General features: G+C 60.5%; 13 protein-coding genes. 9 read left to right on the top strand and 4 right to left on the bottom strand.

The features are described from left to right. Nucleotides 1-48: 48 nt before the first annotated feature. The 4 genes from TRM7557_RS07770 (at nt 49) to TRM7557_RS07755 (ending at nt 3433) form a co-directional block, all read left to right on the top strand. Entirely contained in the window at nt 49-639 is a 591-nt protein-coding gene (locus TRM7557_RS07770; protein ID WP_058289652.1) for a TRAP transporter small permease, read from the top strand. After that, nucleotides 639-1928 carry a TRAP transporter large permease gene (locus tag TRM7557_RS07765; protein WP_058289651.1) on the top strand — a complete coding sequence of 430 codons (1290 nt, stop codon included), beginning with the start codon at nt 639-641 and terminating at the stop codon, nt 1926-1928. The genes TRM7557_RS07770 and TRM7557_RS07765 overlap by 1 nt, the downstream gene beginning before the upstream one ends. Before the next feature lie 26 nt (nt 1929-1954). Continuing rightward, nucleotides 1955-3016 carry a TRAP transporter substrate-binding protein gene (locus tag TRM7557_RS07760; protein WP_058289650.1) on the top strand — a complete coding sequence of 354 codons (1062 nt, stop codon included), beginning with the start codon at nt 1955-1957 and terminating at the stop codon, nt 3014-3016. A 90-nt stretch (nt 3017-3106) separates the two neighbouring features. Further along, nucleotides 3107-3433 (top strand): Dabb family protein, encoded by a 327-nt coding sequence (locus tag TRM7557_RS07755; RefSeq protein WP_058289649.1) that lies wholly within the window; start codon nt 3107-3109, stop codon nt 3431-3433. Between the two features lie 39 nt (nt 3434-3472). Here the strand turns inward: TRM7557_RS07755 and TRM7557_RS07750 are convergent, their stop codons facing one another. Further along, nucleotides 3473-3949: a tetratricopeptide repeat protein gene (locus TRM7557_RS07750; protein ID WP_058289648.1), complete on the bottom strand. Its 477-nt coding sequence runs from the start codon at nt 3947-3949 to the stop codon at nt 3473-3475. 27 nt (nt 3950-3976) lie between these two features. Here TRM7557_RS07750 and TRM7557_RS07745 point away from each other — a divergent pair, with 27 nt between their 5' ends. Continuing rightward, on the top strand, nt 3977-5269 hold the full coding sequence (locus tag TRM7557_RS07745) for a cytochrome-c peroxidase (RefSeq protein WP_058289647.1): 1293 nt from the start codon (nt 3977-3979) through the stop codon (nt 5267-5269). Here the strand turns inward: TRM7557_RS07745 and TRM7557_RS07740 are convergent. Together TRM7557_RS07740 and TRM7557_RS07735 are read right to left on the bottom strand one after the other, a co-directional pair. Further along, nucleotides 5266-6093, bottom strand: coding sequence for a sulfite exporter TauE/SafE family protein (locus TRM7557_RS07740; protein WP_058289646.1), 828 nt, complete (start codon nt 6091-6093; stop codon nt 5266-5268). The genes TRM7557_RS07745 and TRM7557_RS07740 overlap by 4 nt on opposite strands. Before the next feature lie 108 nt (nt 6094-6201). Continuing rightward, nucleotides 6202-7392 (bottom strand): ROK family transcriptional regulator, encoded by a 1191-nt coding sequence (locus TRM7557_RS07735; protein ID WP_058289645.1) that lies wholly within the window; start codon nt 7390-7392, stop codon nt 6202-6204. A 158-nt stretch (nt 7393-7550) separates the two neighbouring features. On the opposite strand from TRM7557_RS07735, the gene TRM7557_RS07730 reads away from it, so the two are divergent. The 4 genes from TRM7557_RS07730 (at nt 7551) to TRM7557_RS07715 (ending at nt 11176) form a co-directional block, all read left to right on the top strand. Beyond that, nucleotides 7551-8567, top strand: a complete 1017-nt coding sequence (locus tag TRM7557_RS07730) for a sugar ABC transporter substrate-binding protein (RefSeq protein WP_058289644.1) — start codon at nt 7551-7553, stop codon at nt 8565-8567. A 127-nt stretch (nt 8568-8694) separates the two neighbouring features. Continuing rightward, entirely contained in the window at nt 8695-9771 is a 1077-nt protein-coding gene (locus TRM7557_RS07725) for an ABC transporter permease (protein ID WP_058289643.1), read from the top strand. Next, nucleotides 9771-10547: an ATP-binding cassette domain-containing protein gene (locus TRM7557_RS07720; RefSeq protein ID WP_058289642.1), complete on the top strand. Its 777-nt coding sequence runs from the start codon at nt 9771-9773 to the stop codon at nt 10545-10547. Before TRM7557_RS07725 ends, TRM7557_RS07720 begins: the two co-directional genes overlap by 1 nt. Then, complete coding sequence (locus TRM7557_RS07715) at nt 10544-11176, top strand: nucleoside/nucleotide kinase family protein (protein WP_058289641.1); 633 nt, start codon at nt 10544-10546, stop codon at nt 11174-11176. The genes TRM7557_RS07720 and TRM7557_RS07715 overlap by 4 nt, the downstream gene beginning before the upstream one ends. Before the next feature lie 50 nt (nt 11177-11226). Here the strand turns inward: TRM7557_RS07715 and TRM7557_RS07710 are convergent, their stop codons facing one another. Further along, nucleotides 11227-13413, bottom strand: a complete 2187-nt coding sequence (locus TRM7557_RS07710) for a xanthine dehydrogenase family protein molybdopterin-binding subunit (protein WP_058289640.1) — start codon at nt 13411-13413, stop codon at nt 11227-11229. Between the last annotated feature and the right edge of the window lie 5 nt (nt 13414-13418).

The following is a 13418-nucleotide window of genomic DNA, read 5'->3' as shown; positions in this document are numbered from 1 at the left end:
GGCCCATGCTGTGATCAGGCAGGGCCGGGGCCGTGGGAGGAAGACAATATGAAGGCACTGATGGCGGTGGTGACACTGCTGTATTGGGTGAATGGCACGCTGCTGCGAATTGGCAGGTGGATCGGAGTCGTGGCCGTGGCCGCGATGGTTGTTGCGATCCTTGTGCAGGTCTTTTTCCGCTATGTTCTGAACAACGCGCTCCCTTGGCCAGACGAGGCGGCGCGTTTCTGCATGCTTTGGATGACCGGTCTGATGGCGCCCACCGCGTTCCGTCAGGGCGGTTTTGCTGCGATTGACACTGTGACAGCGGCGCTCCCGAAACGCGCCTTCAGCGTCCTGATGCTGTTCCTGCTGGCGGTCTCGCTCACGGTTCTGACCGTGGGTGTGCAGATCGGCTATAAGGAAGTCACCGGCATTGGCGGCCGTTTCGCCACCGCATCGCTTTATGTGCCCACATCCTTTGGCTTTGACGACTGGTACCGCGTGCCACGGTCGTGGATGATGTGGTCCCTTCTGGTCGGCATCGCGCTGCTGATCCTTGTGAATATTGAACTGATCCTGCACCGGATCGTCTCGCTTCTGGGTGGGGATGATGCCCTGCCGTCTCTTGATGCAGCCGAAGTCGGAGGTGCTGAATAATGCTGATCTGGTTCCTTCCTGTCTTTCTGGTCCTTCTGATGATCGGCCTGCCGGTGTTCTTTGGCCTGCTGGCCGCGCCCGGCTTCCTGTTGTGGCTGAACGGCCAAGAGCGCGACATCACGCTGCTGTACCGCAACCTTTACAACGGGATGGACAGCTTCCCGCTGATGGCGATCCCGTTCTTTATGCTCGCAGGCGAGCTGATGAACCGCGGTGGCATCACCCTGCGGCTGGTCGAATTTGCCCAAGCCCTGATGGGCCACCTGCGCGGTGGTCTGGCGCATGTGAACGTGCTGTCGTCGATGCTGTTTGCGGGTCTTTCGGGGTCGGCTGTGGCAGACACATCCGCTCTGGGGTCGATGCTGATCCCGGCGATGGAGAAGCAGGGCTATTCCCGTAAATTCGCCGCTGCGATCACCGCGGCCAGCTCCGTGATTGGTCCGATCATTCCGCCCTCGGGCATTATGATCATCTACGCTTACGTCATGGGCGAAAGCGTCGCGGCGCTGTTCCTTGCGGGCATTGTGCCTGGTGTCATGGTTGGCCTTGGCCTGATGTTCATGGTCAAGGTGATGGCAGACCGCTACGACTTCCCGGTCGCTTCGCGCCGCTACACTTGGGGTGAACGCGGTCAGGCGAGCCTCAAGGCGTTCTTCCCGCTGATGACACCCGTCATCATTCTGGGTGGTATCCTTGCGGGCATCTTTACACCAACCGAGGCAGCGGCAATTGCTGTGGCATACGCGCTGGTGATTGGTCTGTTTGTGCTGAAGACCCTGCGGGTGTCCGAACTGCCTGACGTGCTGGCGCGCGCCGGTCTGACCTCGGCCGTGGTGCTGCTGCTGGTTGGCGCGGCGATGTCCTTCAAGACCGTGGTGTCGCTGTCGCACGCGCCCGAGCATCTGGCAGAGTTCATCCTGACCCTGACCGAGAACCCGCTTCTGCTGCTGTTCCTGATCAACCTCTTGTTGTTCGTGGTCGGTATGTTCCTCGATGCGGGCCCGGCCATCATTATTCTGGGGCCGATTTTGGGGCCGGTGTTCACCAGCCTTGGCGTCGACTCTGTGCATTTCGCAATCATCATGTGTGTCAACCTGACCGTTGGTCTGGCCACACCGCCCATGGGACTGGTGCTTTTCGTTGCGTCAGCTGTGTCCGGTGAACGGGTTACGACGATTGCACGTGCAATTTTGCCGTTTTTGGCTGTTGAAATCATTGTGATTTTCCTGATCACTTTCATTCCAGCCATTTCCATGACGATCCCGCGCATCACCGGGTTCGTGAACTAAGAAGAAGAGCTTAAGGGAGGAAAACCATGCTCAAAAAGGCTTTGAAAACCGCCGCACTGGCGGCCATGATGGCAGGCACCGCGCTGACTGCTGCGACGGCTGCGGACTACAAGATCCGTGCCACCGCAAACTCCAACGAAAACGACGAAGACTATGACGGTCTCGTTGTGTTCAAAAACTACGTCGAAGCGGCCTCCAACGGCGCGATCGAGGTTGAGCTGTTCATCGGCACCCAGCTGTGCTCCAACGGCGCAGAGTGTCTGCAAGGCGTGGCGGACGGCTCCATTGACGTCTTTGTGTCCACCTCCTCGGGTGCAGCGGGCCTGTTCCCCTATGTGCAGGTTATGGATCTGCCCTATTTGATGTCTGATGACCGGATCGCAGAATCCGTCCTGTCCGGCGAATTCACCCGCACAATGCGTGACATGGCGTTGGAAGATTCCGGCGACACCATCCGTCTGATGACCATCGGCAACACCGGCGGCTGGCGCAACTTCGCCAACACCAAACGCCGCATCGCAGAGCCTTCGGACATGGAAGGTCTGAAGATTCGCACCGTGGTTGCCGACCTGCCGCAGGAACTCGTCAAAGCGCTAGGGGCATCGCCGACCCCGATCCCGTGGCCGGAACTCTTCACCTCCTTCCAGACTGGCGTTGTTGAAGGCTCCAAGAACGGCATCACCGACATCATGGGCATGAAATTCCCCGATGCCGGCCTGAAGTATGTCACCCTCGACGGCCACGCCTACATGGGCGCAATGTGGTGGATGTCCAACCAGAACTTCATGGCGATGCCCGAAGACATGCGCCGCGTGGTTGTGGACGGCTTCTACGCCCTGCAGCAGGCAACTTTTGCGTCCCCGAAGCGTAAGTCCATTGCAGCTTACGAAGAATTCGTCGCAGGCGGTGGTGATCTTTATGTGCCGACACCGGCGCAAAAAGCAGCCTTCAAAGAGGCCGCAACGCCGGTTTACGACTGGTTCAAGTCCAATGTGTCCCGCGGTGATGAAATCTTCACTGCGCTGACAGAGGCCGTTGCCGAAGCCGAAGCTGAAATTGGTGCCGATCTGGCAAAAGACCTGAACTAAGGTCTCGTAAAAAACGGGGGCCGTCGCATTGCGCGGCGGCCCTTTTCCTATACGTTCGGGGAGGAACGTGAGGGAAGGGGAGGCGCAGGTATGATCCTGCATTGTGTATTCTGCAATTTCTCGGATGCGGCGACAGCCGCCCAGCGGCAGGCCATTTTGTCAGAGCTGCGCGATTTTGCCATGAGCCTGCGGCGCTGTTTGAGTGCCGAATTCGGCCCGAACCGCGATTTTGAACAGAAAACACAAGGCTACAGCCACGGGTTCGTGCTCCGCTTCCGGGATGCGGATGCCTTAGCGGAATACGCCGAACACCCAACCCATCGTGCGCTTGGTGCGCGGCTGTGCGCGCTGTGTACCGGGGGAGCGGACGGCATTCTGGTCTATGACCTCGAGGTGCCGGATCGCCGCTCTCGCTGATCCAACACCCGCCTTTCTCCCTTTTGCCAAATGTTCCGTTCAGTGGAACGGGTACATCCAGCCCTTGTAATCGGAGACAAGGATATGCGCTTTTTCAATCTGCGCCGGGGTCATCTTTTTGACCACCTCTTCCAGGCTGATCGCCGCATCCGGGTCGCCGCCGATCGCGGACAGCGTGTACCACATGTAAGCACGGGTCAGGTCCGGGGCGGGCAGGCCACGTCCAACCTCGTAGTACCAGCCAACGCCAGATTGCGCACCCGGATGCCCCTTCATGGCGCTGCGCAGGTACCACTCAAACGCGCGTTCATCGTCGCGTTCCACACCCAGTCCAAGGGCATAGAGCACGCCGATCAGCTCTTCCGCGTCGGCATTGCCGGATTTGGCGGCGGGCAGAAACGCATCATAAGCCGCCTTGTAGTCTCCGGCCTCCATCAGGTCGCGGGCCACCTCAATCTCGGCGGTCGCAGCAAGCGGCGCAAGGGTCAGAACGGCAGCGGTCAACAGCGTGCGCATTGGGTGGGTCTCCTCCTTGGGGCGTGCATGGCGGCACCTGCGCTGGCGACGGAGTATCCCCCGGCGCTTGGGCCTGCGGATTTCCTCCCCGTCGACGCCAAACAGGCGGCCATTGGTCAGTTGCTGTTTTATGATAAAATCCTGTCCGGGAACAGAAATATCAGCTGCGCAACCTGCCATCACCCCGCCTTTGGCTCGTCCGATGGGACATCGCTTGGCATTGGTGAAGGCGGTGTCGGGCTGGGCCCCACACGCACCGGCGGCACAGGCCACAGCCGCATTGAACGCCGGGTGCCGCGCAATGCGCCGGCGCTGTGGAATTTGGGCGCGTCCGAGGTCCATGTGGTCATGCATGACGGCCGCATCTCCCGCGATCCGATCTATGGCAATGGCTTCAATACGCCCGCCGAGGAATGGCTGCCGCCGGGGCTCAACTCTGTCCTCGCCGCCCAGGCCCTGTTCCCGATGGCGTCCGAGCGCGAAATGGCCGGTGGCACCGAGGAAAACGAGGTCGCGGGCGCGGTGTTTGACCGGATCGACAAGGGCTGGCCGATCATCGCCAAACGGGTGCGCGTCAACGCGGAGTATGGCCCGATGTTTGTCGCGGCCTTTGATCACATCAGCAAACCCGAAGAGGTCACGATTGTTGAAATTGCCAATTCTTTGGCGGCGTTTATGTCTTTGGAATTTCGCAGTTTTGACAGTCCCTTTGATGCTTTCCTTGCAGGTGACACAGACGCGCTGAGCGGGCAGGCGCGGGCGGGTGCAGAGCTGTTCTTTGGAGCGGCAGGCTGTTCGGGATGCCACGCGGGCGCGCGGTTCTCGGACCTGAAATTCCACGCCCTTGGCCTTCCAGCCTTTGGCCCCGGGCGCACGCGTAAATTTGATCTGATTGCCCGCGATGTGGGCCGTATGGGCGAAAGCGATGCGCTGGAGGATGCCTATCGGTTTAAAACACCTGCGCTTAGAAATATCGCGCTGACAGCGCCTTACGGCCACAATGGCGCGTATCGCACGCTCGAGGAGATGATCCGCCATCACCTTGACCCCGACGCCGCGCGGGCGGACTGGACCACCGACATGCCGATCCTGCCAGAGGTGCCGTGGCTGCAACCGGTGGACTTTATGGTGCGCAATGACCGGTTCGAAATGACGCGTCAAGCCGCCAAGCGGGATATCTTTATCCCGGCGCGGACCGATGCGGAGATCGCGTCGCTTGTGGCCTTCCTCCATAGCCTCACCGGTACGGACAGCGTCACCAACCCGCCTTTTGGCGTGCCCGACAGCGTGCCGTCCGGCCTGCCGGTAGACCGCCCTTAAACCACGCCAAAGAGGTCGGCAAACATCCGCAGCGAGGTGATGGCAAGGAACAGGCCAAAGCACAGCTTCAGCGCCCGCGGCGGGATGGCATGTGCGATCTTCACGCCGACGCGGGCAAAGGTGGTCGACAATGGGATGATCACCGCCGCCAAGAGCAGGTTCACATATCCGAACGAAAACGGCGGCAGCCCTTCGGTGCCAAGCCCCGTGGCCATATAGATCAGCGCGCCGGGCAGGCCGATGACAAAACCAATCGCCGCTGAAGTGCCCACGGCCTTGCGGATGTCATACCCAAGGAAGCTGAGCGCTGGCACACAGACCGTGCCGCCGCCAATCCCCATCATGGCGGAGACGCCACCGGCAAAGACACCCAGACCGGCCCAGACCGGGCGCGAAAAGCTGCGCGCTGCGACCTCGGTCTTTGGTTTGCGCAACACCATGTCGATGGCCACTGCCAGCGCCACTGTGGCAAAGACCGCCATCAGCACGTAGCCGGACACGACACCGCCCAGGATCCCGCCGATGCCCACGCCCACAAGGATCGCTGGCGCCCAGAGACGGAGAAGCCCCATGTCAATCGCGCCCTTCTGGTAATGCCCCCAGCTGGACGACAGCGAGGTGAAGACGATTGTCGCCAGTGATGTCCCCACCGCCACCTGCATGGTCAGTGCCGGGTCCATCCCGCTGAGAGACAGGGCAAAGTAAAGCGCAGGAACAATGACAATGCCGCCGCCAACGCCCAACAGCCCAGCCAGCACGCCGCCGACAACACCTGACGCCGCGGCCACCGCCAGAAGCGGCAGCAAAGTTCCAAAATCAAGCATGTCCTGCACCCCTCGTTTGCCCTTTTTACACGGGCTGTCTTCCGTCGCGCGACACTCAGCCACGTGGGACGGCGAAGGTCAAATGCTTCTTGGCGGAAACATCTATGATCAGGCCGCAAGCCCGGCGTGATTGTCGAGGAAATATTGCGCGATGATCGGTTTTGTGGCGGCGCCCAGCACACGGGCATCAGCCCCGATTTGGCCTTCGGCCACTTCGGGTAGGATTAGCCCGCGCGCGTCCAAGGAGGGCAGGATGGACCTTGTGCGTTCGACCACACGGCGGCGCACTGCTTCGGGGAAGGCACCGTCTATCACAACGGCTTCAAAATCAATCACGGCGCATGACGCCAGTGCACCCCGAGCCAAACCTGCGGCGCAGGCCTCGATCCAGGGGGCTAGCTGAGCCTCGAATTCGGACCAGTCGCCGGGTTGATCCCAAAGCGCACGCGGGTCCTGGCCGTTCTGCCCCAGATCCTGTTCCAAAATCGTGAGCGACGCCAAATCCAGCAGCCGCCCTTCCGGTCCATCCGGGCGCGTCACGGGCAGGGGGCCCAAAGCCCCTGCATTGCCGCGCCCGCCTTCATAGACCGAATTGTTCAGGACAATTCCACCGCCAAGAAACGAGCCAATGTAGAAATACACATAGTCCCGCCACGCCTTGCCGCCGCCCAGCATATGTTCGGCCCGGCAGGCGGCGGTGGCATCATTGACACTGAAGACAGGCAAATCGGATATGCGCGCCATTTCCGCGTTCAGGTCCAATTCACGCCAGCTTTCCAGACTTGCGCGTGGCGCACCGATTTGCTGATGCCAGCGCCAGATGTCAAAGGCCATGCCGACCCCAATCCCGGCAATGCGGTCCTGACGGCCGTGGGGAAGGGTATTGGTCAGTTCCTGCAGCCCCTGCGCCAGAAAGCCAAAGACCTCTTCCGGGCGGGGGAAAGGGTAGTGCAGCTGCCTCTGATCCTGAATTTCGCCATTGAAGTTGATCAGGGCCAGTTCACTGCTGCGGCGTCCGATTTTGACGCCAAAGGAAAACAGCCCCTCGGGATTGATGCCCATCGGCACCGAGGGCTTGCCGACGCGCCCTTTCTGCGTCTCGCCGCGGGCCAAAAGCGCGTCATGTTCCAGTTTGCGCAGGATCACCGAAGTGGTCTGTGGCGACAGCCCGGTGAGCCGCGCCAGATCGCTGCCGGCCATGGCGCCTTCGCGTTGCAAAATCGTGAGAATCAACCTTTCGTTGTGGTTGCGCAGTTCGCTTTGACTGGCACCACTGGAATAGGTCCGCGCTTCGGTCATCTCACAGGCTCCGCAAAACAAGGGTAATTCCTGTGAGACTGCCCGCTCAGAGTTAATAAATCAAGTTGAGTTATTTATTGACAGGGAGGCAATTGCAATCCTAGCCTGTGCTTGAGTGCGGGTTGAGAAGACTCGCGCCGCTCTTTGGGAGGAGAACCATGAAGAAATTTCTTTTGACCACGCTTGCAGGCGTGGCGCTGACGGCTGGCATGGCGCAGGCTGACGATAAGGTCACCGCATGCCTGATCACCAAAACCGACACCAACCCTTTCTTTGTGAAAATGAAAGAGGGGGCGACCGCCAAGGCAAATGAGCTGGGTATGACGCTCAAGTCCTTCGCTGGTAAGGTCGATGGCGACCACGAAACCCAAGTTGCCGCGATTGAAACCTGCATTGCCGATGGCGCCAAGGGCATTCTGATTACCGCATCGGACACATCTTCCATTGTGCCCGCCGTTCAGCAGGCGCGGGACGCTGGTCTGGTGGTCATCGCGCTGGATACCCCGCTTGAACCGATCGATGCGGCGGATGCGACTTTTGCAACCGACAACTTTCTGGCGGGCGAGCTGATCGGCAAATGGGCCGCAGCGGCACTTGGCGATGATGCGGCCAATGCGAAAATCGGCATGCTGGATCTGGCCGTGAGCCAACCATCTGTCGGCGTGCTGCGCGATCAGGGCTTTCTGACTGGCTTCGGCATCGACATCAAAGATCCCGGCAAATGGGGTGACGAAGATGATGCCCGCATTGTCGGTCACGACGTGACTGCTGGCAACGAGGAAGGCGGCCGCAAGGCGATGGAGAACCTTCTGGCCAAAGATCCCTTTATCAATGTGGTCTACACCATCAACGAACCCGCTGCCGCAGGCGCTTATGAGGCGCTGAAGGCAATCGGTCGCGAAAATGACGTGCTGATTGTCTCTGTCGATGGCGGCTGCCCCGGCGTGCAGAACGTGAAAGAAGGCGTGATCGGCGCCACCTCGCAGCAGTATCCGCTGCTGATGGCGTCCCTTGGCGTTGAAGCGATCAAGACCTGGGCCGACAGCGGTGTGAAACCGGAACCGACACCGGGCAAAGCGTTCTTTGACACAGGCGTTGCACTGGTCACCGACAAGCCCGCACCGGGCGTTGACAGCATTGACACCGCCGAGGGCACGAACCTCTGCTGGGGTTAATCCTCTTGGGCTATTCGCAGGGGCGGCCCAGCCGTCGCCCCTGTTCCTTTTCGCAAGACTGAGGCATCGGTTGGATCTGTGATCCGCCCCGTTGCCGAACCGGTCGTAGACACTCCGGAGACCCCCCATGTCTACCCCCCCAAGCTCACCTGTGCAGAGCTTCGAGGCTGCCGCCGCAGACAGCCCACAACATGTGGCCGAATTTGATCAGGGCCAATCCAGTTTTATTCAGAAATTCCAGCACGCTTTGCATGTGACACCGTCCTTGGTGCCGTTGATCGTGCTTTTGATGTCCATCGCGATCTTTGGGCTGCTGCTCGGATCCAAGTTCTTTTCGCCCTTTGCGATGACCTTGATCCTGCAACAGGTGGGGATCGTCGGCATTGTGGCCTGCGCCCAGTCTGTGGTGATCCTCACGGCGGGCATTGACCTGTCGGTCGGCGCGATCATGGTGCTGAGTTCGGTGGTGATGGGGCAGTTTACCTTTCGGTACGGTTTGCCGCCTGTGATGGGGGTGGCCTGCGGCCTGATCTGCGGCACCCTATGCGGCTATATCAATGGCTGGCTGATTGCGCGGATGAAGCTGCCGCCCTTCATTGTCACCCTTGGCATGTGGCAGATCGTTCTGGCGTCGAACTTCCTCTATTCCGCGAATGAGACCATCCGCAGTCAGGACATTGCAGCAAACGCGGCCTTCCTGCAGTTCTTTGGCGAAAAGTTCAAAGTGGGCGGTGCGGTCTTTACCTATGGCGTGATCTTTATGGTGCTTCTTGTGCTGGTGCTGGCCTATGTGCTGCGTCACACGGCGTGGGGGCGGCATGTCTATGCGGTGGGGGATGACCCGGAAGCGGCCGAACTGGCCGGTGTCAACGTCAACCGCACGCTGATTTCCGTCTATATGCTGTCGGGGCTGATCTGTGCCTTTGCGGGCTGGGCGCTGATTGGGCGGATCGGCTCGGTCTCGCCGACTTCGGGGCAGCTGGCCAATATTGAAAGCATCACCGCTGTGGTGATTGGTGGCATCTCGTTGTTTGGCGGTCGCGGGTCGATCCTGGGCACGTTTTTTGGGGCGCTGATTGTGGGTGTCTTCACGCTTGGCCTGCGTTTGCTGGGCGCCGATGCGCAATGGACCTATCTGCTGATTGGTGTGCTCATCATTGCCGCCGTCGCTGTGGACCAATGGATCAGAAAGGTGTCTGTCTGATGGAACCGATTTTGAAAGCACGCGGGCTCGTCAAACGCTATGGCAAGGTCACGGCACTGGATCATTGTGATTTTGACCTGATGCCGGGCGAAATCCTTGCTGTGATTGGCGACAATGGCGCGGGTAAATCCACGCTGATCAAGGCCATTTCGGGGGCGGTTACACCGGACGAAGGCACGGTAGAGCTGGAGGGGAAACCGATCCAGTTTGCCTCCCCGATTGAGGCGCGCGAAGCGGGGATCGAGACGGTCTACCAGACCCTTGCCATGTCGCCCGCGCTGTCGATTGCCGACAATATGTTCATGGGCCGCGAATTGCGTCGCCCCGGTTGGCGCGGGAAGTACCTGCGCCAGTTGGACCGCCCAAAGATGGAGAAGATCGCCCGCGACAAGTTGTCGGAACTGGGGTTGATGACGATCCAGAACATCAATCAGGCGGTGGAAACGCTGTCGGGTGGGCAACGTCAGGGCGTCGCGGTGGCGCGGGCTGCGGCCTTTGGCTCCAAGGTGATCATCCTTGATGAACCCACAGCCGCGCTGGGGGTAAAGGAAAGCCGCAAGGTGCTGGAGCTGATCCTGGATGTGAAATCGCGTGGCATTCCAATCATTCTGATCAGTCATAATATGCCCCATGTGTTCGAGGTAGCGGACCGCATCCATGTGCACCGCCTTGGCCGTCGTCTCTGTGTGATTGACCCGAAACAACACGAGATGGCGGACGCCGTGGCCTATATGACCGGCGCGAAAGTTCCAGAGGCAGAGATGGAAGGCGCATGACACGCGCCCTTGCCGAACTGGTCCTGCCGCGCCTTCCCAAAGGGCGGCGGGCGCTGGTCGCTTTGGCGGGGGCGCCGGGCAGTGGCAAGAGCACATTGGCCGACCGTCTGGCCCGCGCGCTGACGGCAGCGGGGCGTCGGGCACAAGTGGTTCCCATGGATGGGTTTCATCTGGACAACCGATTGTTGGACGCCCGCGATCTGCGGGCCCGAAAAGGGGCACCAGACACGTTTGATCTCCAAGGTCTGAGCCATTTGGTCGCGCGGCTTCGGCAGGACCCGCAGGTGATCTACCCGCTGTTTGATCGCGCGCGCGATCTGGCCGTGGCAGGCGCTGGTGAGGTCGCGGCAGAGTGTGACACAGTGGTGCTGGAAGGAAACTATCTGCTGTTTGATCAGCCGGGCTGGCGCGACTTGCGGGCTTTTTGGGATGTTGCGATCCGGCTCAATGTCGCTGACGCCGAACTGCGGCGCAGGTTGGTTCAGCGCTGGCTGGACCATGGGTTGACCAAACAGGATGCCACGGCACGTGCCGATGCAAATGATATGGTCAACGCCCGCCTTTTGGCAGAGCACGCCTTGCCTGCTGATCTGGATTGGCCGCTACAGGGCCGTCAGGCAGGCAAATGAAAAAGGGGCCCTGAAACGGGCCCCTTTCAAATGTGTCTCTGTCAGACCAATCAGGCGAAGTAGACGCCTGCTTCCGCCATTGGCAGCTCTGCCAGCATGTCGCTGCTGTCGAGCAGCGATGCAATGGCGTTCGCCAGTGCCGGTGCGGACGGCGGGGTGCCCGGTTCGCCCATGCCGGTGGGCGCTTCAGCAGAGGCCACGATGTGGGTCTCGATCGCTTTGATGTCAGAGATGCGCAGCGGCTCATAGTCCGGGAAGTTGGACTGTTCCACCGCACCGCCGTCCAGAGTGATCTGATCGCGCATGGCGTGACCGATGCCGTAGCCAACTGCCCCTTCGAGCTGAGCAACCACAGTGTCGGGGTTCACGGCGATGCCGCAATCCACGGCTGCGGTGATCTTCTCAATCACGATGCCGTCATCGTTGTTGCCGGAGATTTCCGCAACGATCGCCACGTAGGAGCCGAACGACTTATGAACCGCGATGCCCTGGGCGCGGCCCGCTGCTGGATTGCCCCAGCCTGCTTTTTCCGCCGCCAGCTTTAGAACGCCCGCTTTGCGCGCTGCGTCGCCTTCGGCTGCGAGATAGTCCAGACGGAAGTCCACGGGATCTTTGCCAGCCGCTTTGGCCGCCAGATCCATCATCACTTCCATGACATAAGCTGTGTGGGTGTGACCCACAGAACGCCACCACAGAACCGAGGTCGCTTTTTCGGTGTCGGTAAGACCCAGCGCCTGACCAGGAATGGTGTAGGGGCTGTCGGCAATGCCTTCAACGGTGGAGTGGTCGATGCCATCATGTACCGCGAAGGATTCAAACGCAGTGCCTTTCATGATGGACTGACCCGCAACCTGGTGATCCCAGCCGACGATTGTGCCGTTTTCGTCCAGACCCACGCGGACCTTGTGGCCTGCGGCGGGGCGGTAGTAGCCACCACGGATGTCATCTTCGCGGTCCCAAACCAGTTTCACCGGGCGGGAACGGTCCGTCATGATGAAGGCCAGACCGGCTTCGACCTGATAGTCCGCATCCGGTGTTGCGCGACGGCCGAAGGAACCACCGGCGAGCATGGATTTGATCTGGATCTTCTCAGCAGGCAGTTCAAAGATCTGCTGATAGGCCATATGCGGGCCGGTTGGCATCTGTGCGCCGTCGTGCAGGACGATGTCGCCGTCGGCGGTCTGCTCGATAGTGCAGTTCAGCGGCTCCATCGGTGCGTGGGCCAGGAGCGGGAAGTAGAAGGTCTTCTCGATCACCTGTGCGGCGCCATCCACGGAGGATTTCACGGCAGCGCGGTCGGCTTTGTTGACGTTATAGGTCGGCTCGGTGTTCAGAGCAGCCATGATTTCGTCTTTGATTTCCGCCGAGGAGCGGGTTTCTGCGGCAGACAGATCCCATTCGACCTCAAGCGCATTGCGCGCCTGCATCGCAGCCCAGGTGTTTTCGGCGTAAACCGCAACACCGTGACCGGTCGGGAGCGCCTGCGCCATGATGAAGCCTTTGACCTCTTTGGAGGCGCTGTCATCAAAGGACACAACGGTGCCACCGCGCTGTGGCGTGCGGCGGACCATGACAACCATCTGGTTGTCCAGCTGAACGTCCATGGCGAACATGGCGGTGCCGTTCACTTTGGCCGGGCTGTCCAGACGGCGGGTCTGGGCGTTGCCGATCAGTTTCCACTCGGACGCGTCACGCAGGCGGGGCTCTGCGGGAACCTCCATTTCAGCGGCTGCCGCAACAAACTCACCCATAGGGGCAGATTTGCCTGCACCAGTGACCATGCCTTCGACGATGTCCAGCGCGGAGGCCTCAACACCCCATTCTTTGGCGGCGGCAGAGATCAGCATCTCGCGCGCGGCGGCACCGGCGTTGCGATACTGCGGGAAGGAGTTCGCAATCGCGGTGGAGCCACCGGTGCCCTGGAAGGGACCGAACAGCAGGTTGTTGTAAATCGCGGGGTTGGAGGGGGCAAATTCGTAGTCGATCTGCTCCATGGTGACGCCCAGCTCTTCGGCGATCAGCGTGGTCAGACCGGTGGCAGAGCCCTGGCCGAATTCCACGTGCTTACAGATCGCGATCGCGCGGCCGTCGGCACCGATTTTGACGAAGTTGTTGAGCATGGCATCGGCAGAGCCAGAGGCTGCCATGGCGCCATTGGCGGTTGCACCGATGTAGAGCGCTGCGCCGGATGCGGCTGCACCCTGCAGAAAGCCGCGGCGGGATGTGTTAATGGTCATCTGCT

Origin of the sequence: Tritonibacter multivorans (genome assembly GCF_001458415.1) — a bacterium.
In the GTDB taxonomy this organism is placed as follows: domain Bacteria; phylum Pseudomonadota; class Alphaproteobacteria; order Rhodobacterales; family Rhodobacteraceae; genus Epibacterium; species Epibacterium multivorans.
This window is presented reverse-complemented; position numbering and strand designations above follow the sequence as displayed.

What these genes read in the sequence shown, in the direction of transcription:
- TRM7557_RS07770 (WP_058289652.1), top strand. Translation starts at nt 49, where the DNA reads ATGAAGGCACTGATGGCGGTGGTGACACTGCTGTATTGGGTGAATGGC.
- TRM7557_RS07765 (WP_058289651.1), top strand. Translation starts at nt 639, where the DNA reads ATGCTGATCTGGTTCCTTCCTGTCTTTCTGGTCCTTCTGATGATCGGC.
- TRM7557_RS07760 (WP_058289650.1), top strand. Translation starts at nt 1,955, where the DNA reads ATGCTCAAAAAGGCTTTGAAAACCGCCGCACTGGCGGCCATGATGGCA.
- TRM7557_RS07755 (WP_058289649.1), top strand. Translation starts at nt 3,107, where the DNA reads ATGATCCTGCATTGTGTATTCTGCAATTTCTCGGATGCGGCGACAGCC.
- TRM7557_RS07750 (WP_058289648.1), bottom strand. Translation starts at nt 3,949, where the DNA reads ATGCGCACGCTGTTGACCGCTGCCGTTCTGACCCTTGCGCCGCTTGCT.
- TRM7557_RS07745 (WP_058289647.1), top strand. Translation starts at nt 3,977, where the DNA reads ATGGCGGCACCTGCGCTGGCGACGGAGTATCCCCCGGCGCTTGGGCCT.
- TRM7557_RS07740 (WP_058289646.1), bottom strand. Translation starts at nt 6,093, where the DNA reads ATGCTTGATTTTGGAACTTTGCTGCCGCTTCTGGCGGTGGCCGCGGCG.
- TRM7557_RS07735 (WP_058289645.1), bottom strand. Translation starts at nt 7,392, where the DNA reads ATGACCGAAGCGCGGACCTATTCCAGTGGTGCCAGTCAAAGCGAACTG.
- TRM7557_RS07730 (WP_058289644.1), top strand. Translation starts at nt 7,551, where the DNA reads ATGAAGAAATTTCTTTTGACCACGCTTGCAGGCGTGGCGCTGACGGCT.
- TRM7557_RS07725 (WP_058289643.1), top strand. Translation starts at nt 8,695, where the DNA reads ATGTCTACCCCCCCAAGCTCACCTGTGCAGAGCTTCGAGGCTGCCGCC.
- TRM7557_RS07720 (WP_058289642.1), top strand. Translation starts at nt 9,771, where the DNA reads ATGGAACCGATTTTGAAAGCACGCGGGCTCGTCAAACGCTATGGCAAG.
- TRM7557_RS07715 (WP_058289641.1), top strand. Translation starts at nt 10,544, where the DNA reads ATGACACGCGCCCTTGCCGAACTGGTCCTGCCGCGCCTTCCCAAAGGG.
- TRM7557_RS07710 (WP_058289640.1), bottom strand. Translation starts at nt 13,413, where the DNA reads ATGACCATTAACACATCCCGCCGCGGCTTTCTGCAGGGTGCAGCCGCA.